Origin of the sequence: Planococcus dechangensis, assembly GCF_042654465.1 — a bacterium.
GTDB classification, from domain to species: domain Bacteria; phylum Bacillota; class Bacilli; order Bacillales_A; family Planococcaceae; genus Planococcus; species Planococcus dechangensis.
The window spans coordinates 42,298-65,424 of sequence record NZ_JBHSGL010000016.1 but is presented as its reverse complement, the minus strand read 5'-3'; the positions used below and the strand labels follow the sequence as shown (position 1 = coordinate 65,424).

Sequence of the window (23,127 nt, the reverse complement as noted above, 5' to 3'; positions counted from 1 at the left end):
GATCTTTTTTTAAATTTCCTGCAGATTGGATTTGATTTGCGCAAATGCGTGCTGCAAGTCCTGCATCAAGTCGTCGACATGCTCTAAACCGACCGATAAACGCACTAGGGAGTCGCTGATGCCCATTCGCTCGCGTTCTTCTGGCGGCACGACCGCATGGGTCATTGTTGCCGGATGTTGAATGAGTGTTTCTGCATCCCCTAGGCTGACCGCGATTTTTATAAGCGACAAAGCGTTAAGGAAATCCTGTGCTTGCTTTTTGCCGCCTTCTAGTTCAAAGGAAATCAAGCCGCCCCCTCTGCGCATCTGGTCTTTTGCAATGGACATTTGGGGATGGGCGGCGTCGAACGGATAGAATATCCGCTTGACGGCTTGTTCGCCGCGCAAAAATGCGACGATCTTTTCAGCATTGTCGACGTGGCGGTCCATGCGTACATGCAAAGTCTTCAAGCCACGCAGCAGGAGCCAAGCATCAAACGGGGACATGATGCCGCCGAAATCCTTTTGAACCGTCATGCGGATCGTCTGCATCTCCTCTGCTTCCTTGCCGACCAAAATCCCGCCGATGACATCGCCATGGCCGTTCAAATACTTGGTGGCGCTGTGGAGTACAAAATCAGCGCCGAACTGAATCGGGTTTTGCAAATACGGCGAACTGAATGTATTGTCTACGACGACGCGCAGACCATGCTTTTTGGCGACCGACTCGACTGCCCGTAAATTGACGAGTTCCATCGTTGGATTGATCGGGGTCTCGACGTAAATGACTTTTGTCTCGGGAAGAATCGCTTGTTCAATCTGCAGTACTGTCGTCATTTCAATAAGCGAATGTGTAATATTGTATTTCTCTTCCATGATGCCCAGCAAACCGAATGTGCAGCCATAAATCCCTCTTGAACACAGCACATGATCGCCTGCCTTCGTCAAATGCACTAAGATGGCACTTGCTGCAGCCATGCCGGATCCGAACGCCAAAGCGGATTGGCCCCCTTCGATCTCAGCCATACGTTCTTCAAGTACACGCACCGTCGGATTGCCGAGCCGTGAATAGATGTTTCCGGGAGCCTCTCCCGCAAAGCGCGCTTCCCCCTCCTGTGCAGAAGAAAACGAATAAGTAGACGTCTGATACAATGGAGTCGCCAAGCTGTCATGATGAACAGTGCTATCATAGCCTTTATGGATTACTGCTGTTTCAATTTTTGCTGATGGTTTCATCATCAAAACACCCCTTGCATCTTTTTAGTAAGCGCTTACATTAGTTATTATCTCCATTCTAACTTGTGGGCACAAAAAAAGAAAGCTCCCTGTACGAGCTTTCTTCCATTAAAGATTGACGGACACAACCCATATCGGTTATACTAGCCTTTGTGTAAAATAATCGCAGCAGTTGTATGTGCGGGTTCGTCCATTTTGTTCCTTGTCTAGAAAAGTGCAGAGCGTTCTTTCGAATACTCCCGTCTAGCACAGAGGTGTATCGCGTAACTCTTGGCTGCTGAGCGAAGGTACATGAAAACAAAATGGCTTGCAGCATGAATGCATCTGGTTTTTATTTTACTCTAAAAACCAAAACAGAGGAGGAGACTTATATGTCTCGTTATACAGGTCCAGCATGGAAACTGTCACGTCGCCTAGGAATTTCTTTGAGCGGCACAGGTAAAGAACTCGAAAAACGCCCTTACGCACCAGGTCAACACGGTGCTAACCAACGCCGTAAGGTTTCTGAATACGGTTTGCAATTGCAAGAAAAACAAAAATTACGCTTCATGTACGGCGTAAACGAACGTCAGTTCAAAACGATGTTCAACAAAGCTGGTAAAATGGACGGCAAACACGGTGAGAACTTCATGATCTTGCTTGAAACTCGCCTTGACAACGTTGTTTACCGCCTTGGCCTTGCGCGCACTCGCCGCCAAGCTCGCCAAATCGTAAACCACGGCCACATTCTTGTTGATGGCAAGCGCCTAGACATCCCGTCTTACAGCGTGAAACCAGGACAGACTATCACTTTCCGTGAAAAGTCCAACAACCTTGATGTAGTCAACGAAGCGATCGAAGTGAACAGCTTCGTTCCAGAATACGTTTCAATCGACGCTGACAAAAAAGAAGGCACATTCGTACGTCTTCCAGAACGCAGCGAATTGTCTGCTGAAATCAACGAGCAATTGATCGTTGAATTCTACTCACGTTAATCGATTCAACTAAAACCCTTCCAAGCAATTGCTTGGAAGGGTTTTTCTGTCTCCCGCAGTTTCTGGCTATGGTAAACTAGAGCCATGAAAAAGGAGGACTAATTATGCGAATCGTATCCATTTGCCCGAGCAATACAGAATTGCTCGCTTTCTTGAACGCTGATCATTTGCTTGTCGGAGTCGACGATTATTCCGATTGGCCTAAATCAATCGAACAGCTCCCCCGCCTTGGACCTGACCTGTCCATCCGGATGGACGAACTCCAAGCGCTCAACCCTGATCTTGTGTTGGCATCTTTAAGCGTGCCCGGTATGGAGAAAAATGTCGACGAACTGGTAAAACGCAATATCCCGCACCTCGTATTGGACCCTCAATCTTTTGCGGATATCCGCCACGACCTCGAAACGGTCGCTGCAGCACTCGGGATGGATGCACGATCACTTCTTGCGCAATACGATGCCACAATAGAAGAGCTAACAAAACGCGGACAGCAGGCAGATTCCACACCTTCTCTTTATTGGGAATGGTGGCCAAAACCTGTCTTCACTCCGGGCGGCATCAATTGGCTGAGCGAAATGAGCCGCATGGTCGGCGCACGCAATTGTTTCGATGATGAACAAATGGCCAACGTTCAAACAGACTGGCAAGATGTTCAGTCGCGGGATCCGGATTATATCCTGCTTGCCTGGGTCGGTGTTTTGACTTCTAAAGTGAAACCAGAACTTGTCCTGAAACGGCCTGGCACTGCCAATATGAAAGCGGCCGGACATATCCATGTCATGGAGGAAGCTTTATTTTGCCGTCCCTCACCTCGCTTGCTTGAAGGGGCTATCAAACTCGGCAAAATCGTCCATCCTCAAGCTTTTGCAGACTTTCCGCTTCCGCCATTTATCCAGGAAAAACAATTACGCTAAGAAAAACCCGCAAAGCTTCAAAAGCTTTGCGGGTTTTGTCTAATAAATTTGTTTATAATCGCTCTGAGCTTGGCCCTTGGCCACTGCGGTTTGTTGTTGAACGCTCGCTGCCAATCAATGGCTCATCAGTTTCGGTATAGGTATCCACGTCGTTGCGGTCTGCTGGCTGCACAGTTTCCCCATCTTCCAATAAAACGAGAATCCTGCCTTCTTTGAATTGTGTTTCATAATCTCTCGCCTCATCTTCCGGAACACCGATCCCAATCAAAGCTCCGGCAATACCGCCGACTCCCGCTCCCGCAACAGCCCCAGTTAGGCCTGCAGCGATGGGCCCTGCCGCAACGATGGGGCCGATGCCTGGAATCGCCAGTGCCCCAAGCCCTGCAAGCACCCCGCCGAGTCCACCTAGCGCACCGCCTGTCGCAGCTCCGGCTGCTGCTCCTTCACCAGCTTGCGTGCCCGTTTCTTGCGTCACTTGCTCGACATCTTTTTTATCTTTGCTAATGACCGAAATATCTTCACTGCGGTACCCTTGATGCTGCAAATCTTCAATAACTTCCACTGCTTCCATTTCCGTATCATATGCTCCGACTACTCGTGACATCTTGATCATCCTTTCGCGGTTTATCCGAATTTGGTATTGCTGCTTCTAATGTTTGTGATTCCCTGCCATGCCCAAACTAAACCTCACCCATTTAACAAAACAACACCGCCTGCTATGGTCAGGCGGTGTCGCGGTTTTATACGAACTGGACCATATGGTATTTTTTCTTGCCACGTCTGATGATGGCGAATTCGTCATCCAAGCGGTCTTTTTCATCGACGATATAATCCAAGTCGCGAATTTTTTCTCCGTTTATCGAAATCGCTCCGTTTGTAATATCTTCACGGGCTTGGCGTTTAGAAGGAGAAATTTTCCCTTCGACGATCAAATCGACGATGGAGTTTGGTTGTTTTTTCATTTCGACAGACGGCACGTCTTTGAATGCGGCTTTCATCTCTTCTGCAGTCAAGCTTTTCAGGTCTCCACTGAACAACGCTTTCGTGATGCGTTTAGCATCCTCGAGAGCAGACTCGCCGTGGATCAAGTGAGTCATTTCTTCTGCCAGCACGGTCTGCGCTTTTCTAAGGTGTGCTTCTGTTTCCACGCTTTCAGCCAAGGCATCGATGACGTCTTTCTCGATAAACGTGAAGATTTTCAAGTATTTGATGACATCCGCATCTGCTGTATTGATCCAGAACTGGTAAAACTCATATGGGGAAGTTTTTTTTGCATCAAGCCAGATTGCCCCTCCCGCTGTCTTGCCGAATTTCGTGCCGTCGGCTTTTGTGACGAGGGGAATGGTGATACCGAATGCTTTCGATTCCTCTTCGTGGGTTTTGCGGATGACTTCCAATCCTGAAGTGATATTCCCCCATTGATCGGAACCGCCTATTTGAACACGGCAATTAAACTCATTGTAAAGATGGTTGAAATCGATGGCCTGGATTAATGTATAGGAAAACTCAGTGAATGAAATGCCGCTTTCAAGGCGGGATGCAACCGAATCTTTTGCTAGCATATAATTGACTGAAATCAATTTGCCATAGTCGCGTAGAAACTCGATGACGCTCATGCCGCCGATCCAGTCGCGGTTATTGACCATTTTCGCTCCGTTTTCTGTCTGGAAATCAAAAATCCGTTCCATTTGTTTTTTGATGGATTCCACGTTGCGGTCGATTTGTTCGGTAGACTGCAACTGGCGCTCTTCATTGCGTCCGGACGGATCCCCGATCATCCCTGTCGCGCCGCCGACGAGTAGAATCGGCCGGTGGCCATGAAGTTGGAAACGACGCAGTGTCAAAAGCGGGACGATGTGCCCGATGTGCATGCTGTCGGCAGTCGGGTCGACGCCGCAGTACAATGAAATTTTTTCTTTGGACAGCAAATCCGCCATGCCCTCTTCATCTGTCTGCTGATACAGCAGGCCACGCCAGTTCAAGTCTTCTATTAATTTATTTGTCATATGATTTCCTCCTCTAACATTTTACTCTCCATGCATGGACATAAAAAAGCCCCTGCATGAAAAATCATGCAGGGACGCGTATGCGCGGTACCACCCAGCTTGAAGGACGAATCCTCCCACTTGAAATGTGCCAGACGGGACACTGCCGCAAACTCCAGGACTGTAATTCGCCACATGCGTTTTGACCGGTTTACACCACCCACCGGCTCTCTGGTTTCAAAACAGCATGTCCTACTTCGGACCTTTCATCGTTCGTTTATAAAGAATCTATTATGTAGTTTACTCGATTACAAAAGATTGTCAATATGTTTCGTCCCAATTATCGGAATATGCTATAATGGAAAAGATTTTTGAGGGGGGAATATTGTGCAAGACAAATTAAGAAGATGGATGCTGAAGGCAGAAGAAACAACAGATAGATGGACCTCGCATAAATGGTTCAGGCGTTTTAAAGTCACCACGGGAGTCATATGGAACTTGGCGATTATTTTTGCCGTTATTCTAGTGGCTGGAGGCGTGTTCGCCGCTTCAGTCGGAGCAGGTTATTTCGCTTCCCTCGTGAATGAAGAAGAACTCCGGACTCAAGAGGAGATGCTCGGGGACATCTACAGTTATGAAGAAACCTCGCAATTGTATTTTGCCGACAATACGTACCTGGGCAAATTACGGACCGACCTTGACCGCGAAGAAACCAGTTTGGAAAACGTATCGGATGCTGCCATCGATGCTGTACTGGCAACTGAGGATGAATATTTCTACGAACATGAAGGCATCGTTCCGAAAGCGATCATGCGCGGATTGTTCCAGGATGTCTCCAACTCGGACAGCCAAACAGGCGGCTCGACATTGACACAGCAATTGATTAAGAACCAAATTTTAACAAATGAAGTCTCCTATGAACGAAAAGCAAAAGAAATTCTACTGGCTATGCGCTTGGAGAAATTCATGAACAAAGAAGATATTATGGAAGCTTACTTGAACATCATTCCATACGGCCGAAACTCAGCCGGCACCAATATTGCAGGCATTGAAACGGCTGCTAAAAGCATATTTGATATTTCCGCAAGCGAATTGAACTTGCCACAGGCTGCATTTATTGCCGGCATTCCGAAAGCCCCCTTCAGCTATACGCCTTTTGCTTCAGGCGGCGACCTGAAAGATGAAGAAGGTCTTCAGCCTGGCCTTAACCGAATGAGAACGGTGCTATACCGCATGCTCGAAACAGGCTATATTACTGAAGCGGAATACCAAGAAGCGCTCGACTATGATCTTGCCGCTGATTTCCGGACAGATGAAACACGTTCGTATGACGATTTCCCGTTTGTAACAGCAGAACTTGAGCAGCGCGCCACACGCATCATCATGGATGTGCTCGCTGAACAGAACGGCGTCGATCCTGAAACACTCAATCAAGACCAGAACCTCTACGAGGAGTATGCGATTTTGGCAGACCGTGCTGTCCGTTCGAACGGTTACCGGATACACTCCAGTCTTAATAAAGATTTATATGTAGCACAAGAAGAAACACAAAAAGCTTACCAAGGTTACGGCACTACACTTTCTGAGGAATACGTCGATGAAGACGGCGAAACCAAAACCCGCCAATTGCCGGTGCAAGTCGGCAGTGTGACTTTGGAAAACAAAACTGGCCGCATCCTAAGCTTTGTCGGCGGGCGTGACCATGAAGTTGAAAATTTGAATCACGCTACCCAAGCCTACCGCTCGATCGGCTCTACCGTTAAGCCATTGCTTGTTTATGGCCCTGCACTCGAAGCTGGCGTTATCGGTGCCGGCAGCCCGGTAGTCGATGTCAAGTTCACCATGGATGATAATGGTACGGATTACGAACCGACGAACTTTATTCCGACGAGTGAACAAGGGATCATGCCTGCACGCGATGCACTGGCACAATCCCAGAACCTTCCTGCCCTCAGATTGTTTGCGCAATTGCGGGACGAGATGCCAATCCAATATTTGATGGACAATGGATTTTCCCGCGTTTCGGAAAGCGATGGCGTCGTCTCTTCCGCACTAGGCGGAGGAATCGAAGGTTCCGTTGAAGAAGTTGCCAATGCATACGCTACGCTTGCGAACGGTGGTAAATTTATCGAAGCGACGATGATTGATCGGATTGAAGATGCGGACGGCAATGTTATTTTTGAACACGAATCCGAAGCACAAGAGATTTATACGCCACAAGCTTCCTATGTCTTGACCGACATGCTGCGCGAAGTGTTTGAAAACGACCGCGGGACAGCAAACCGAGCCAACGGCATGTTGAATTTCAATGCAGACTTTGCCGGCAAAACAGGAACAACCCAGGCCACTCGCGATGTATGGCTCGTTGGCTATAACCCAAACATTACGATGGGCGTCTGGCTCGGATATGACAAAGAACGTTATTCACTAGACAATTTCAGCAATCAAAACTTGCAGCCTTCTGCACGCGTCAATCAATTATGGGCCAATTTGATGAATAAAACATATGAAGTCGTTCCTGAGCAAATCGGCTCGGGAGATCGATTCCAAGAGCCGGATGGCGTCGTCAACCGCTCATTCTGCGGCATTTCCGGCTTTGCGCCAAGTGATGCCTGCAAGAAAGCCGACCTCGTTCGCTCCGACTTGTTCATTGCTGACGTCATGGTACCAGAAGACGGCGATGACAGTTTAAGCACTGGGGAGTATACCACAATCAACGGCAAACGCTATGCTGCACTTTCAAGCACGCCAAGCGAATTTGTTTCTGGCGGAGGCATCGGGGTATCAGAAGAATACGTTGATCGCATGCTCGCTCCATTCGGCGGCGATGCAGACAAACTGTTCCCTGGCAACTCGATGTTCAGCAATGTCGTCTCCAGTGCGACGTTCGAAGCAGACAGCGCTGCACCTGCACCTGTTGGAACGTCCATTAACGGGCGGACCATCACGTGGAGCGACTCCCCATCCAATGATGTTGTCGGTTACCGTGTATTCCGCAACGGCAACAAAGTCGCATCCGTTTCTGAATCAAACAGCAATACCTATAGTGCGTCTGGTCCCGGTACTTATACGGTCGTTGCTGTGGATATTACCGGCAGACAATCTGCCGCGTCCAACAGTGTGTCGATAGAAGCCCCTCGACCAGAACCAACTCCAAAACCCGAGCGAAATGAAACTCCTGCTCCGGAACCGGAACGCCAAGAACCTGAAGAAGAGGAAGTGGAAGAGGAAGAACCTGCAGAAGAACCTCAGGAAGAACCTCAGGAAGAAGCAGCGCCGGAAGAACCTGAAGAAGAACCTGAAGAGGAAGATACACCACCTGAAGAACCCGAAGAACCGGAAGAGCCAGAAGAGCCGGACACTCAGGACTCGGAAAGCGATGAAGACGCAGCATAACGAAAAAGCCCCTCTGCAAATTTTGCAGAAGGGCTTTTTTCGTTTAATCTTCCATTGTAGACAAATCGCCTGTCGGTAAATCCAATTCCCACGCTTTCAAGACGCGGCGCATAATTTTTCCGCTTCTTGTCTTCGGAAGCTTATCTTTGAACTCGATTTCACGTGGTGCCGCATGGGCTGCCAGTTCTTTTTTGACAAATTGCCGGATATCCTCGATCAGCTCATCGGATGGTTCATAGCCTTCTACAAGTGCAACGAACGCTTTGATGATTTCCCCGCGCACAGGATCAGGCTTGCCGATGACCCCCGCTTCAGCGACTGCAGGGTGTTCAAGTAGTTTGCTTTCTACTTCGAATGGCCCGACACGTTCTCCTGAAGTCATGATGACATCATCGACCCGTCCTTGGAACCAGAAATACCCGTCTTCATCCATATAAGCCGAGTCGCCTGAAACATACCATTCACCCTTCAAGAAATACGAATCGTATTTCTGTGGGTTGTTCCAAATCTGGCGCATCATGGATGGCCAACCTTTTTTGATTGCCAAATTCCCCATCTGGTTCGGGGGCAATTCAATTCCTTGGTCATCGACAATCGCAGCGACGACACCAGGAATCGGTTTGCCCATCGATCCTGGCTTGATCGCCATCGATGGATAATTGCAAATGACTTGTGCGCCGGTTTCTGTCATCCACCATGTATCATGGATGCGTTTATCGAAAACTTGTGCGCCCCATTTGACGACTTCAGGATTGAGCGGCTCGCCGACAGACAGCACGTGGCGCAATGTCGACAGGTCGTATTCTTTCACCAGCGCATCGCCCGCCCCCATCAGCATGCGGAACGCTGTTGGTGCACTGTACCAAATCGTGACGCCAAAATCTTCGATCGTCTGATACCAAGCATCCGGCGAAAAACGTCCCCCTAGAATGACCGTCGTGACACCGTTGAGCCATGGCGAGAACACGCCATAAGCGGTTCCTGTCACCCAGCCCGGGTCGGCGGTACACCAATAAATGTCCTGCTCCTGGAAATCCAATACCCATTTGCCGGTTTGATATTGCTGCACCATTGCATATTGCGCATGCAATACACCTTTAGGCTTGCCTGTCGAACCGGATGTATAATGAAGCACCAGGCCATCTTCTTTATCGAGCCATTCCACCTGGAATTTATCCGAGCAAGAATGGAGGTGCTTGAGTACGTCCACATGGCCGTTGCCCTCTTCCACCCCTTCTTTTCCAACGAGGAAAATGGTTTTCAAGTTTGGAAGTCGATCTTTTGGAATGCGCGACACCAATTCAGGCGTTGTGATGATCGCTTTTGCTTCACTGTCATCCAAACGGTCGTAAATCGCGCCTTCCATAAACGCTTCGAACAATGGCCCCACGATCAAGCCCATTTTCAATGCACCAAACATCAGGAAATAAAGTTCAGGTGATCGCGGCATGAAAATAAAGATGCGATCCCCTTTTTCCATATCGGAATGAGCTTTCAATAAGTTTGCAGCACGGTTCGTCATGCGTTTCATTTCGTAGAATGTATAGGACTCATGGCGATGTTGATCTTTATAGTAAAGAGCAACTTTATTTTTGCGGTCGGATTCAGCATGGCGGTCGATTGCTTCATGAGCCATATTGACCTTGCCGGTTTTAGACCAGCTGAATTCCTTCTCGACTTCAGACCAATCGAATTGCGCGGCCTGCTCTTCATAATTATGTAAATGGTGTTCCCCTGGCTTTGCTGGTAACGCTTCCACTTTCATAAAAAATCACCCTTTCCCTTTGTTTCTCTATATTCTACCTCAATCATTGCGGCAAATGCCAATTTTTTTAATTTTTTAGAAAATAGCGTGTATTTGCTTGATCAACTTTCTTTTCTCTCATCTCTTCATGTATAATGAACCTAATTGCAACCACAGGCGGTGAAATGATGGAACATAAAAAATTATACAATGCGATGGAATTGAAAACGAAGCACGGTACTCTCGTCATCGAAGGTCCTGTCCCGTCAAGGGAATTAAAGGAGCTTGATTTCCATGAAGACTTAGTCGCTTTCCGCCCTCCGGAACAGCAGCACAAAGCCTTGACAGAAATCGCCGACTTGCCGGAAGGGCGCATTTTAATTGCGCGCGACCAGAATACCATCGTCGGTTACGTTACATATTTGTATCCAGATCCACTCGAACGCTGGTCAGAAGGGAAAATGGATAACCTGATTGAACTTGGCGCCATCGAAGTCATACCGAAATTCCGCGGTGCAGGTGTCGGCAAAGCACTTCTTCAAGTATCCATGATGGATGATGCATTCGAAGACTTTATCTGCATCACGACGGAATATTACTGGCATTGGGATTTGAAAGGCACCGGCCTGAACGTTTGGGAATACCGGAAGATCATGGAGAAAATGATGCAAGCGGGCGGTCTGGAGTATTTTGCGACAGATGACCCGGAAATCAGCTCGCATCCAGCCAACACATTGATGGCACGTATCGGTTCTCGTGTCGATCCGGAATCGATCCAAAAGTTCGATCAACTGCGTTTCATGAATCGCTATATGTACTGACGACAGAAGGGGTGTTTGCATGTTAGTCGAGGAAATCATGAAAAAAGATATTTTTACGCTTCGCTCAGATCAAACCGTACAAGATGTAATGAACCTATTCGAAGAAAAACGAATCCGCCATGCGCCGATCGTTGATGACGGCAAAGTGGTGGGAATCGTCACCGACCGCGATTTAAAAGATGCAATGCCATCAATGTTCACGGTGGCTCCTAAAGGTGAACCGTATAAAAAGAAAGTCTCGGAAATCATGACCAAAAATCCGATCATCGTCCATCCTCTGGACTTTGTTGAAGAGATCGCTTTAGTTTTCTACGAGCAGAAAATCGGCTGTCTGCCGGTCGTCAGCAATAATCAGCTGGTCGGATTTTTAACGGAAACCGACCTTCTGTATACGTATATTGAACTGACAGGCGCTCATCAGCCCGGATCACAGATCGAAATCAAAGTGCCGAACCGTTCGGGCGCTTTATACGAAGTGAGCAAAGTTTTCTACAACCATAAAGTAAATGTGCTGAGTGTTCTTGTTTACCCTGACCGCAAAGACAATTCGAATAAGATTTTGGCATTCCGGATCAAAACGATGAACCCCATTTCCATCATTGAAGATCTCCGAAAAGAAGGATTTGATGTCTTATGGCCGAATCTTCACCAGGAATGAAAAAGCACGCCGTCTTCATTTTTTCAGAAGATCAATTGGGGTATAAATTTTCTGAAACGCACCCGTTCAACCAAAAGCGCCTCATTCTGACAATCGACCTGCTGCGTGAAATGGATGCGCTTCCAGACGACTTGATTGTTCCGGCACGTACCGCAACAGATGAGGAATTGCTGCTTGCGCACGATCAACGCTATATCGATGTCGTCAAAAAAGCAAGCCGCGGTGAAATTACACCGGAAGCTGGCGAAGGCTACGGCATCGGAACAGATGATACACCCATCTTTGAAAACATGCACGAAGCGAGCGCCCGCTTAGTCGGCGGAACACTGACGGCTGTCGATCAAGTCATGGAAGGCAAAGCGGAACATGCATTAAATCTCGGGGGCGGTTTGCATCACGGTTTCCGCGGCAAAGCATCTGGTTTTTGCATTTACAACGACAGTTCTGTCGCTATTCATTATTTAAAACAAAAATATGGCGCACGCGTTCTCTATATCGACACGGATGCCCATCACGGAGATGGCGTGCAGTGGTGTTTTTACGACGATCCGGATGTCTGCACGGTCTCCATCCATGAGACGGGACGTTATTTATTCCCGGGGACCGGCAACATCAACGAGCGAGGAAGCGGGCAAGGCTATGGCACATCGTTCAATTTCCCGATTGATGCCTTTACCGAGGATGAGTCATTCCTAGAAATTTACCGGACCTCCATGCGTGAAATTGTGGAACACTTTAAGCCGGACGTTATCTTGAGCCAAAACGGTGCTGATGCCCATTACTTGGACCCCCTCACCCATTTATGCAGTACAATGGAGATTTACCGGGAAATCCCTAAAATTGCTCATGAGCTGGCACATGAATACTGTGGAGGCAAATGGATTGCGGTGGGCGGAGGTGGTTACGACATTTGGCGCGTCGTACCAAGAGCCTGGTCGTTGTTGTGGATGGAAATGAACAATTACCCGTCCCCGAGCGACAAACTTCCGGAAGCATGGCTTGAGCGCTGGCAGAAGGAATCGCCTGTAGCACTTATCGAAACATGGGAAGACCCTGAGACCATGTACAAGCCAATTCCGAGAAAAGCCGAAATCACCGAAAAAAATCAACAAATGCTCGATAAAGCTTTGTACATGATCCGCAATAACTAAAATGCGCTTTACTTATTCCGAATATTGCGTAGTTTACAAGCAAAAAAATGCCGTTTCCGATGGATTGAATTTCAATCCGGCCAGAAACGGCATTTTTATTTACAACAATATTAATGCTTAGTGGATTGGCGCTCTTCTATGCGATACGGAAGTACCACTTGCTTTTCTTCTATTTCTTCATTGTTCATGTATTTCGTCAACAAGCGCATCGAAACCGCTCCGATATCATACAAAGGCAGTGCAACTGCCGTCAGCATCGGCCGCGACATACGCGCCAATTTCGAGTTCTCGTACGTAATGATTTCCACATCATCCGGTATCTTTTTGCCGAACGCTTCCACTTCATGGATGACGCCGATCGACATTTCATCATTGCTGACGAAATATGCTGTCGGTTCCACTTCTTGTAAAGAACGGACCGCTTCTTTTCCTTCTTCATAGGAATTATTGCACTCTACGACCAATCGCTGATCGTAGCTGATGCCCGCTTTTTTCAGTGCATCTTGATACGCCTTCAGTTTATGTTCGCGGTTGATTTCAGAAGTTAATGGACCTGAAATATAAGCGATCTTTTTATGGCCGCTGTCGATGAACTTCTGGACAGCTTCAAACGCTGCTGCATAATAATCAATATTGACAGAAGCAATCGAGGCCGTGTCATCGATGGATGCTGCCAGGACGATCGGGGTTGGGGAGCGTTCCATTTCTTTCAGCAGCTCGTCTGAAATAATATCACTCATGAATACGATGCCGTCCACTTGCTTACCGAGCATTGTTTCAAGCAATTGCAATTCTTTGTTCGGGTTTTGGTCTGAATTCGACAAAATAATATTGTAACGGTACATTGTTGCGATATCCTCGATGCCCCTAGCCAGTTCAGAATACGTGCTATTGGAAATATCGGGGATGATGACGCCGACCGTTGTCGTCTTCTTGCTCGCCAGTCCACGTGCTACTGCATTCGGGCGATAGCCGAGCTCTTCAATCACTTTCAATACTTTTTTTCTTGTAGCAGGCTTAACGTTTTGATTTCCATTAACTACCCGGGATACGGTTGCCATGGAAACATTCGCTTCACGTGCCACATCATAAATCGTAACGGTCATAATGCGCCCTCCTGTTCCATTCTTTCATTCAATCATACGATAATCACTTTGTGAATATCAACACTTATTATGTATTGGGGCAATGCGATTCATGAAAGTTCATGAATCTGTTCATCTTTTCTGCTTTTTATAAGATTTTTTCCTGAATATCGATGCAAAAACAAAAAAGCCGGAGCAAGTCCGGCTTTTGCTTATACTTTCAATTCGTATTGCTTCATGAATTTCATTAATGAATCGTAGTATTCATCGAACTGTGGCAAGCTCATTTGCTGCTGCGCATCAGAAAGTGCAACTGCTGGGTCTGGGTGGACTTCCGCCATTACCCCATCAGCACCGATCGCAATTGCCGCTTTAGCAGCTGGCAAGAGCAAATCCCGACGGCCAGTAGAATGCGTTACATCGACGAAGACCGGCAAATGCGTTTCTTGTTTCAAAATCGGCACAGCGGAAATATCAAGTGTGTTGCGCGTTGCTTTCTCGTAAGTGCGGATGCCGCGCTCACAAAGGATGATTTGGTCATTGCCGTTAGCGATGATGTACTCGGCCGCTTTAATGAACTCATCGACAGTTGCTGACATGCCACGCTTTAAAAGTACAGGCTTGTTGATTTGGCCAACTGCTTTCAATAATTCGAAGTTTTGCATATTGCGGGCACCGACTTGGACGATATCAACGTAATCCAATGCTTCTTCCAAGTGGTGAGGTGTAACAATTTCAGATACGACGCCAAGCTTGTATTGATCTGCTGCTTTTTTCAGCATTTTCAAACCTTCTAGGCCAAGTCCTTGGAAATCATACGGCGATGTCCGCGGCTTGTATGCACCGCCTCGGATCAGCTTGAGGCCTTTTGCATTGATGGCTTGAGCCACTTGATCGACTTGTTCTTGAGACTCGACTGCACAAGGGCCAAAAATGAAGGAAGGCGTGCCTTGTCCGATATGTTCGCCGTTGACGGAAACAATAGTATCTTCCGCTTTTTTCTTGCGTGAGACAAGAAGCGCTTTGCGGCTATCTTCCTCTTGCATATCCAAAGCGGATTTAAAGATCTCCTTGAAAATATGATCAACAGTTTTCTGATCCAAAGGACCATTATTATTGTCTTTCAATAAATTCAACATATGGCGCTCGCGTAATGGATCATATTTTGTTGCACCTTGTTTTTCTTTGATTTTCCCGATCTCTTGTATCACGGAAGCTCTCTCGTTGATAAGAGATAGAATCTGCAGGTTCACTGCATCCACTTTTTCTCTAAGCTGATCTAATTCGTTATGACTCATTCTTCACTTCCCCTTTCAAGAGTAACCCTTTTTTAGTAGGTGTCTCATCTTATCATGATATGACCATTATAAGCAAAGTATTCAGGAAAGTCACGAAAAATGTTTAGCGATTCAACGCGCTAAAGCGTTTTCATTTTCTTTATTCACCCGAAAAGCTTATTATATCAGGGTTTTGCGACTTTATGTATATTTTTCACATAAGAAAAACGGATGGAATTGATCCATCCGTTTCGATCATTCTGTCATGAGTTAAGCAATAAACTCTTTCATCGCTTTGTTGGTGATCTTATTATGGCTTGCATGCCAGTCTACTTGTTGGCTAGAAAAATGGAAAAGCTGGGGAGATTCATGGCGGATCCCCGTGATTTCTTCAACTGCCGTAGAAAGACTACGGTCTTCCTGAACGACAAGATATAGAAACAATTGATGGGGATGCAGGGATGCATACTCCGAATACTCTTTCCATGCGCCCGCCGAGACTGGGCAAGTACTGCTATGCTTGAACAGCCAATAATGCTGTTCGTTGCCGACTGCTTGCTTCAACTCATCCAAGCTCTTTACATGTACGAAGTTTTCCATGTCAACCGCTCCTAAATTAATTCTTTTTGTTGGGATTATTTTGTGCGTTATTAGACCCTTTAGCGTTTGAAGACCCTTGGGCGCTAGAAGAATTTTTATCAGTGTGGCTTGATTTATTTTCTTCTTTCACTTCTTCGACCGCTTCTTTCAATGCATTGGCGGTTGAGGTGAATGCGTCGTTTCCAGCTTTTTCGCTGCTGTCTACTTTGTTTTGCACCGTTTCCAATAATTCGACGCTTTCTTCACCTTCTGATGAAGCCGTGCCATCGTCCATTGGGGAACTGCTTGTTTTCAGGTTTTTCACTTTATCGACAACTTTGTTTGACTGGTCTTTCAATTGTTGAGTGAATCCAGGGCCATCATTCGTATCACTAGAATCTTTAGCCTGCTGGGCTTTATCTTTCAACGTAGTGGCTTGTGTCTTCAAGTCAGCTTGTAATTCTTTCCCTGCTTTAGGTGCTAGGAATAAAGCTGCGGCAACTCCGACCAATCCGCCGACTAGAAGGCCGGTGACAAAGCCAGATCCGCCGTTTGAATCTTCATAATCGTACAAGTCGTCATATCGGCTAGATGAACCGTATGATTGCGGGACATATTCGCTTTGTTCATAGCGGCCGCCTTTGTCATTATATTTGCCGCCTTGTGTATAATACTCACCATTATACTGTGATTCGTTATAGTTTGGTTTTGAATAAGTGTTTTTATTTTTTCCCATTTTATATTCCTCCAGTTAATTTAGAATTCATTCAGGTTAGTATTGATCGCTGCTACCTGGCAATCTTTTTTGTCCAGGTACAGGTGTATAAGAAGATTGTGTACTGCGAGTTTGGTAAGCTTTGCGCTCTTTCCATTTGTCAGCGATGTTCATTGCTACATTGCTCCACTGGACAACTTGAGCGATTGTTTCTTCGTTCTGCTCCACTTGGACACCTACACGTGATGTGATGTTGCGCACTGTAGAGTTGAGATCCGTCACTGAATTGCCGACGCCTTTTACTGCGTCTACTACTCCATTCAGTTTTTCGGATTTCACTTGGATATCTTCTGCCAACTCATTTGTTTTATGTAACAAATTGGTAGTTTCCAAAGTGACGCCCTGTAATTGGTTTTCCAAGCCTGCTACGGTGCCGGAAACCTCTTTTAATGTGTTCTTCAATGAATTCAATGTCATTGCAAGCGCTACGCAAAGAACTAAAAATCCAATAGCTGCAACGATCGCTGCAATGTAAAGCAAAATTGACCAATCCATACTGTTTCCTCCTTTTGCGTAAGTAATGTTCGCATACTGTTTTCTACCCTGCGCATCGGGCTTTTAAACACCACCTTAATACTATTCGGCAAAAGTATTCTCCAGCCTGCCAGAAATTCTTGTCATTTATAACAACTAAATCGGGTCATAAAAAAAGCCTGACCAATTTAATTGGTCAGGCTTTTTTGGCGGCAGACAGCTTTTCTTTGAATGCTTGGTGGAATTTCGTAATGTCACCAGCACCCATGAAAAGAAATACTGCATGTTCATGCTTGGTTAATTGATCAATTTCTTCTAATTGTACGATATGGCTTTCAGCGATTTTCTCTTGTAAGTCTTGGATCGTCAAAGTACCGGCCTCTTCACGCGCCGAACCAAAGATGTCACATAGATATACATGGTCCGCTTCTTGCAGGCAATCCGCAAACTCCTGAAGGAAAGTCTGCGTGCGGCTGAACGTGTGCGGTTGGAATATCGCGATCAATTCCCGATTCGGGTATTTCTGATTCGCTGATTGCAAAGTGGCGCGGATTTCGGTCGGATGATGGGCGTAATCATCAATCAGCACGCTGCCGTCGATCACCGTTTCCGTAAAACGCCGCTTGACGCCTTCGTAGCTTTCGAATTGGCGCTGGATGATGTCAGCCGGGATGCTTTCATATTGGCACAAGGAAATCACGGCTAATGCATTCAATACCGCATGGTCGCCGAACATCGGAATGGTGAACGTGTTGTAGAACTCATTGCGGATAACAACATCGAAAGTCGTGCCCTCTGTCGTCTTGACGATATTGCGTGCTTGAAAATCATTTTCTTCACCGAAGCCGTAATAAACGACTGGCACCGGTGCTTGGATTTGCTGCAAGAACTCATCGTCGCCGCACGCAATGATGCATTTTTTCACTTGCTGCGCCATTTCTTGGAATGCTTTAAAAACATCATCCACGCTGCCGAAATAATCCGGATGATCGAAATCGATGTTCGTCATGATGGCGTAATCAGGGTGATATGCAAGAAAGTGGCGGCGGTACTCACATGCTTCAGCGACGAAGAAATGGGAATCCTGCTGGCCAAATCCTGTTCCGTCGCCGATTAAATAAGATACCGGTTTGTAGCCGTTCAGAATATGCGCCATGAGTCCTGTCGTTGAAGTTTTTCCGTGGGCTCCTGTAATGGCCACCGAAATATATTGCTTCATCAAGTCGCCAAGAAATTGATGGTACCTGATGATGGTCGCTCCGTTTTCGCGGGCTTTGACCAGTTCCGGATGACTGTCATTAAACGCATTTCCTGCAATAATCGTCATATCCGGAGTAATGTTTTCAGGATCGAAGGGCAAAATCGTGATGCCTCTTTCCCGCAGCCGATCTTCTGTAAAGAAATACTGCGCTATATCTGAGCCTTGCACCGATTCGCCCATATCGTGCATGATTTGGGCAAGTGCGCTCATGCCTGAGCCCTTGATGCCCGTAAAATGTAATACTGTCATAAATGAACCTCCTGTGGGAGTGGAAAATTAGTCTAGTCAAACCGCCGAAGCGGAGTCAATAGCCGGATAGCTTTTCACAATGCTCCGATTATAGCACAAAGTGAAGACGCACTGAAATAATCAATAATTCCTGAAATTTCTGGAATGCATAGGTTTAACGGAACGCCTCTTCAATCTCTTCTTCGGTAATAAGCACCGCTCTCGCTTTGCTGCCATTCTGTTCAGAAATAAAGCCGTATTCTTCAATCAAGTCCATCAAGCGTGCTGCGCGGTTGTATCCAATATGGAATTTACGCTGCAGCAGTGAAGTCGAAGCGCTGCCTTGAGACATGATAAACCGGCATGCTTCCTCGAACAAATCGTCCTGTTCAGCCGGAGAATGGCTGCGTTTGATCAGTTCTTCTTCTTTGAAGAAATAATCCGGTTCACCTTGTGAACGTACATGGGCGATAATTTTTTCAATCTCATCATCTGTAACGAATGTGCCTTGCAGGCGACTCGGTGCTGACATGCCATTCCCTAGATAAAGCATATCACCGCGCCCGAGTAAACGTTCAGCACCTTGCGTATCAAGTATCGTGCGACTGTCGACTTGCGATGACACCGAGAATGCAATGCGTGTCGGAATGTTTGATTTGATCAATCCGGTAATGACGTCCACTGAAGGGCGTTGGGTTGCGATGACCAAATGGATACCGCATGCCCGCGCCTTTTGGGCGATACGGCAAATGGCATCTTCTACATCTGAAGGCGACATCATCATCAAGTCGGCCAATTCATCGATGACAATCAAAATATATGGCAAATGTTGTGCTGGCTGCCCTTTGTCATTGACCATTTTGTTGTAGCGGTCTAAATCACGGACACCGCTATGGGCGAATAATTGATAACGGCGCTCCATCTCTTCTACCGCCCACTTCAAGGAAGCGGTCGCGGCTTTGACATCAGTGATGACCGGGCTGACTAGATGCGGGATATGGTTATATGGTGCGAGTTCCACCATTTTCGGGTCGATCAATAACATTTTCAAATCGCGTGGCGATGATTTGTAAAGCAGGCTGACTAATAAAGAATTGATGCAAACACTTTTACCAGAACCGGTAGCGCCAGCGATCAAGCCGTGTGGCATTATACGCAAATCGAGTGTTACCGGATTTCCAGCTAAGTCAAGTCCCAGTGCAGCTTCTAATGGCGAGATCGATGACAGGAAGGCTGGGCTGCCAATTACTTCCGAAATGCGCACGGCGCGTCCTTGGCGGTTCGGTATTTCGATCCCGATGGAACTTTTCCCGGGAATCGGCGCTTGAATGCGGATATCCCGCGCAGCTAGCGCAAGCTTTAAATCATCTGCTAAATTTCGAATTTTGCTGACTTTGATGCCTTGTGCAACGCGCAGCTCAAAACGCGTCACCGCCGGCCCTTGAACGGTGCCAAGGATATCGGCTTTGATCTGGAAATGGGACAGCGCTTCAATAAGCCTTATGCCTTGTTCTTCCATCCACTCTTCATCTTTCAAATCATTTTCCGGCGCCAATAAAAAATCATGGCTCGGCAATTGATAGGTTTTTAGGCTAATCGCCTCCCCTACCGCTTGTTCAGGTTCAGTTTTTTCTATTAATGCCGTTTTTTTTTCCGCTGAAGGCGATGTCGTCTGCGACAGCCGCTCTTTGTCCGACTTCAACATGAGAACGTTGAACGGTACGGTCCGCTCTTTTTTGCCGGTATCCATCTTTTTAGCTTGCGGCAAAGTTGTGGCCCGTTCTTCTCTATGTACGTTTTCTTCAGTTGAAGTTTCCGGCACAGCTGTTTTTGAGGGAGCTGTCTGCTCAATTACAGGCTCCACAAATCCCTCCTGCGTTGGTACTTCAGGAGTTGGCTCAGGCGCTTCATGATGTTCTTCAACTTGTCCAGGCTCAGCTTGCTCGGATACTTGCGGCTGTTGCGCTGCCGGGCGGTAAACGATAGCTTCAGTCTGTTCTGTGGCTTTTTCTTTTTTTTGGTTTTTCGGCAGCAAATCCTGCAAGCTGCGGTCCGCCCATTCGTATTTCGGTTCGGCTTTTGCTTGTTCCTGGTCGCTATCGTTTTGTCCTGTCGTGTCTGCAATAGGCTCTTCTTCAACCGGATGCTCGACTTCTGTTTGCGTTTCAACTGGACGGTAAACCGCAACTTTAGAAGCTGGCGGCGTCACGACCGCAGGCTGTTCACTGCTGCTTTTTTTGTAAAGTTCCTGCAAACTGCGCTGCGACCAATCATAACGGCTTTCAAGTTCTGCCTGCTTTCTTTCCGCTTCCTGCTGCAATAATTTATCGATTGGTGCTGGGCGGTCTGTAAATCCATGCACCGGCGAGGCCACGCGTGTCGGCTGGAAACGCCGCGTCGTATTGACAGGCAAGTCAAGTGAGCGTGATTCGCTGGTCTTCGGGACATGCGGGCGTTTCTTCTTATGGCGCCCGGCATTCGGTTTCGGCAGCTTCCCGCTTGGCTCAAGCGCTTCTAATTCATAAGTGTTCAGCGATTCTTCCTTAGGGACAGCCTCAATTTGCGGCTTTTCAGCACGGCGCTCGAGCTGAGGTTCACCCGTTTTCGGCAAGCCTTTTGCTTCTTCATCAGAAATTAACGGAAAACGAAATGGCGCCGGTTTGCTCGGCGCTTTTTGCGTTGTTGGCTCAGCATGCATTTCTTCTCTGCGGCGCTCAACTTGTGTCTCCTCGTCATCTACGTCACTAAACATTTTATTCCACATATTTTTCATCCAGCTCATCTTTACACCTTCATTTCAAATGGAGTTCCTGTTTGCGCATCTTCCGGCAAAACCAAAATCCCTTTTTCTGTTGGCGCTTCGGGCAATGCCAATTCCTTGGCAGAGCAAATCATGCCGCTTGACGGCACACCGCGCAGTTCCGCATCACGGATGACCATGCCAGATGGCATGACAGCCCCTACTTTTGCGACAACCACTTTTTGGCCAGCTTCGACATTTGGGGCACCGCAAACGATCTGCAATGTTTCATCTCCTACTGCTACTTGGCAGACGTTCAATTTATCGGCATTCGGATGCTTCTCTTTAGATTCTACATAACCGATGACGAATTTCGGCGACAAATCGACTTCCAATGTATAGGAGATACCGTTTTTCTCCAGTGCATTTTGTACAGCTGTAACAAATGTTTCTGTTACTTCCACCGGCTGTTGATCTTTAAGATCGACATAATGGGACGCTTGGAATAAATTGAAACCTGCAATTTCCTGTTTTTCATTTTTGATCAATGTGACATCACCAAATTGTTCGGTGTGGATTTTTTCTGGCTTATCAATGGTCAATTGGACGAGCAATACGTCGCCCACCCCTTGTTGGTTATAAAATGCATTCATTTTTTATCGTTCTCCTTGTCTGGTCTGTTTTTCGCTAGGATGAATATCGGTTCAAGCGTTCCGTTTTCATAGACAAACGACAGCGAAGTGATCGGCACTTTGCCGTTTGTAAAGAACTGCATCGCCATTTGGGCAAGCACATCGTAGCCGACCTCGTTGCGGATATCACCGATAATCATCACGTCTTGATGGGGCACTGAGACGGTCATGTCCCCTTGAATTTTTGTATTCATCTCTTTTAAGAAAGCTTCATTTAAAATTCGGCTTGCGTCGTAGCCATCATTTTCGTTAAGGAAATAAAACACGTTTCCTGCCACATGGTCTTCTTTAACTGCTGTTTTCAGTTTTTTCACTTGGAATTTGGCAATTTCCTTCACTTGCTCAGCTGTCAAAGCCAAACTTTCCATCACTTGTTCATCGATTAGCCGGTAAGTTGTTCCGCCATCTAACGCGTAATAAATCCGCGTTTCGGCAGTATGCGGCGCCGTCAGGAAACGGCTGCCTTCCCGGGACTCTTCAGGAAAAGATGTAGAACGGATCACCGGGAAAATATGCTGACCCCCCGGCAAATTGCCTTCGGACTCGCGTTCCATCGCATTGAAGGTTTCGGAAATCGTATAGACGATTTCGTCAATCGCGGCATCACCTTTTGATTCAAAGCGGTTCAGCACCTGAGGCAAGGAAATGGTCATGCCCTTGCCAAGCTTCAGATGCCTGACGTTCGCAGTATCTTTTTCGCGGTCAAACATCCAGCTCAACTGGTCATTTGCAGTGCGCTCTTTAAGTATAGTAAATAACTCTTTGGATTTCATTGTAAATTTCCTCCTTTTCAAAAACAAACGGCTCTTCCTGTGCTCAGGAGAACCGTTTTGCCCTTTATTTCGACAGCTCGGAGATAAACGATTCAATTTCCTCCTGCGTCTTGCGTTGGCGGCTGACAAAGCGCCCGCGCTCGACTCCGCCGCGGTATGCCAAGAAACTTGGAATGCCGTATATGTCATTGTCGATGCATAAATCGATGAATTCATCGCGGTCGACCGAAACGAACTGGTACTCGCTGAATTTTTTTTCGACTTCCGGCATGATCGGATCGATCACCCGGCAATCCGGGCACCAACCAGCCGTAAACATAAAGATAACCGAGCTATTATTTGCAAGCTGTGAGAACTGTTGTGCTGATTGTAATTTTTCCATTTT

Annotated in this window: 20 protein-coding genes; 6 read left to right on the top strand and 14 right to left on the bottom strand. The window is 47.0% G+C overall.

Annotation, left to right across the window (positions count from 1 at the left end; translation table 11 throughout):
- Window positions 1–9: 9 nt before the first annotated feature.
- A complete protein-coding gene (megL, locus tag ACFO5U_RS16665) occupies window positions 10–1,218 on the bottom strand; it encodes a methionine gamma-lyase (protein WP_377280213.1) in 1,209 nt (402 codons plus the stop codon).
- Window positions 1,219–1,586: 368 nt separating this feature from the next.
- Between megL and rpsD the strand changes: the two genes are divergently transcribed.
- A complete protein-coding gene (gene rpsD / locus ACFO5U_RS16660; protein WP_377280212.1) occupies window positions 1,587–2,189 on the top strand; it encodes a 30S ribosomal protein S4 in 603 nt (200 codons plus the stop codon).
- Between the two features lie 104 nt (window positions 2,190–2,293).
- Window positions 2,294–3,103: an ABC transporter substrate-binding protein gene (locus ACFO5U_RS16655; RefSeq protein ID WP_377280211.1), complete on the top strand. Its 810-nt coding sequence runs from the start codon at window positions 2,294–2,296 to the stop codon at window positions 3,101–3,103.
- Between the two features lie 52 nt (window positions 3,104–3,155).
- Here ACFO5U_RS16655 and ACFO5U_RS16650 read toward each other — a convergent pair whose 3' ends face one another.
- Together ACFO5U_RS16650 and tyrS are read right to left on the bottom strand one after the other, a co-directional pair.
- The gene (locus ACFO5U_RS16650; RefSeq protein ID WP_377280210.1) at window positions 3,156–3,707 is read right to left on the bottom strand and encodes a general stress protein; all 552 of its coding nucleotides are present in this window, start codon (window positions 3,705–3,707) and stop codon (window positions 3,156–3,158) included.
- 136 nt (window positions 3,708–3,843) lie between these two features.
- Window positions 3,844–5,109, bottom strand: coding sequence for a tyrosine--tRNA ligase (gene tyrS / locus ACFO5U_RS16645; protein ID WP_377280209.1), 1,266 nt, complete (start codon window positions 5,107–5,109; stop codon window positions 3,844–3,846).
- Window positions 5,110–5,475: 366 nt separating this feature from the next.
- Between tyrS and ACFO5U_RS16640 the strand changes: the two genes are divergently transcribed.
- Window positions 5,476–8,484, top strand: a complete 3,009-nt coding sequence (locus ACFO5U_RS16640; protein WP_377280208.1) for a transglycosylase domain-containing protein — start codon at window positions 5,476–5,478, stop codon at window positions 8,482–8,484.
- Between the two features lie 43 nt (window positions 8,485–8,527).
- Here the strand turns inward: ACFO5U_RS16640 and acsA are convergent, their stop codons facing one another.
- Entirely contained in the window at window positions 8,528–10,249 is a 1,722-nt protein-coding gene (acsA, locus tag ACFO5U_RS16635; RefSeq protein WP_377280207.1) for an acetate--CoA ligase, read from the bottom strand.
- A gap of 167 nt (window positions 10,250–10,416) precedes the next feature.
- On the opposite strand from acsA, the gene ACFO5U_RS16630 reads away from it, so the two are divergent.
- The 3 genes from ACFO5U_RS16630 to ACFO5U_RS16620 are packed head-to-tail and all read left to right on the top strand — an operon-like array spanning window position 10,417 to window position 12,858.
- Window positions 10,417–11,049, top strand: coding sequence for a GNAT family N-acetyltransferase (locus ACFO5U_RS16630; protein ID WP_377280206.1), 633 nt, complete (start codon window positions 10,417–10,419; stop codon window positions 11,047–11,049).
- 19 nt (window positions 11,050–11,068) lie between these two features.
- Complete coding sequence (locus ACFO5U_RS16625) at window positions 11,069–11,707, top strand: acetoin utilization AcuB family protein (RefSeq protein WP_377280205.1); 639 nt, start codon at window positions 11,069–11,071, stop codon at window positions 11,705–11,707.
- Window positions 11,683–12,858, top strand: coding sequence for an acetoin utilization protein AcuC (locus ACFO5U_RS16620; protein WP_377280204.1), 1,176 nt, complete (start codon window positions 11,683–11,685; stop codon window positions 12,856–12,858). Before ACFO5U_RS16625 ends, ACFO5U_RS16620 begins: the two co-directional genes overlap by 25 nt.
- Window positions 12,859–12,968: 110 nt before the next feature.
- Here the strand turns inward: ACFO5U_RS16620 and ccpA are convergent, their stop codons facing one another.
- From ccpA to ACFO5U_RS16570, 10 genes are all read right to left on the bottom strand, one after another.
- The gene (gene ccpA / locus ACFO5U_RS16615; protein WP_377280203.1) at window positions 12,969–13,964 is read right to left on the bottom strand and encodes a catabolite control protein A; all 996 of its coding nucleotides are present in this window, start codon (window positions 13,962–13,964) and stop codon (window positions 12,969–12,971) included.
- Between the two features lie 191 nt (window positions 13,965–14,155).
- Complete coding sequence (locus tag ACFO5U_RS16610) at window positions 14,156–15,241, bottom strand: bifunctional 3-deoxy-7-phosphoheptulonate synthase/chorismate mutase (protein WP_377280202.1); 1,086 nt, start codon at window positions 15,239–15,241, stop codon at window positions 14,156–14,158.
- 249 nt (window positions 15,242–15,490) lie between these two features.
- On the bottom strand, window positions 15,491–15,820 hold the full coding sequence (gene ytxJ / locus ACFO5U_RS16605) for a bacillithiol system redox-active protein YtxJ (protein ID WP_377280201.1): 330 nt from the start codon (window positions 15,818–15,820) through the stop codon (window positions 15,491–15,493).
- Window positions 15,821–15,836: 16 nt separating this feature from the next.
- Entirely contained in the window at window positions 15,837–16,535 is a 699-nt protein-coding gene (locus ACFO5U_RS16600) for a YtxH domain-containing protein (RefSeq protein WP_377280200.1), read from the bottom strand.
- Window positions 16,536–16,571: 36 nt separating this feature from the next.
- A complete protein-coding gene (locus ACFO5U_RS16595) occupies window positions 16,572–17,069 on the bottom strand; it encodes a DUF948 domain-containing protein (protein ID WP_377280199.1) in 498 nt (165 codons plus the stop codon).
- A 175-nt stretch (window positions 17,070–17,244) separates the two neighbouring features.
- The gene (gene murC, locus ACFO5U_RS16590; RefSeq protein WP_377280198.1) at window positions 17,245–18,558 is read right to left on the bottom strand and encodes a UDP-N-acetylmuramate--L-alanine ligase; all 1,314 of its coding nucleotides are present in this window, start codon (window positions 18,556–18,558) and stop codon (window positions 17,245–17,247) included.
- A gap of 154 nt (window positions 18,559–18,712) precedes the next feature.
- Complete coding sequence (locus ACFO5U_RS16585; protein WP_377280197.1) at window positions 18,713–21,319, bottom strand: DNA translocase FtsK; 2,607 nt, start codon at window positions 21,317–21,319, stop codon at window positions 18,713–18,715.
- Between the two features lie 2 nt (window positions 21,320–21,321).
- On the bottom strand, window positions 21,322–21,930 hold the full coding sequence (gene ytpR / locus ACFO5U_RS16580) for a YtpR family tRNA-binding protein (protein ID WP_377280196.1): 609 nt from the start codon (window positions 21,928–21,930) through the stop codon (window positions 21,322–21,324).
- Window positions 21,927–22,742, bottom strand: coding sequence for a DUF1444 domain-containing protein (locus tag ACFO5U_RS16575; protein WP_377280195.1), 816 nt, complete (start codon window positions 22,740–22,742; stop codon window positions 21,927–21,929). The genes ytpR and ACFO5U_RS16575 overlap by 4 nt, the downstream gene beginning before the upstream one ends.
- 64 nt (window positions 22,743–22,806) lie before the next feature.
- Window positions 22,807–23,124 (bottom strand): thioredoxin family protein, encoded by a 318-nt coding sequence (locus ACFO5U_RS16570; protein WP_377280194.1) that lies wholly within the window; start codon window positions 23,122–23,124, stop codon window positions 22,807–22,809.
- Window positions 23,125–23,127: the final 3 nt, after the last annotated feature.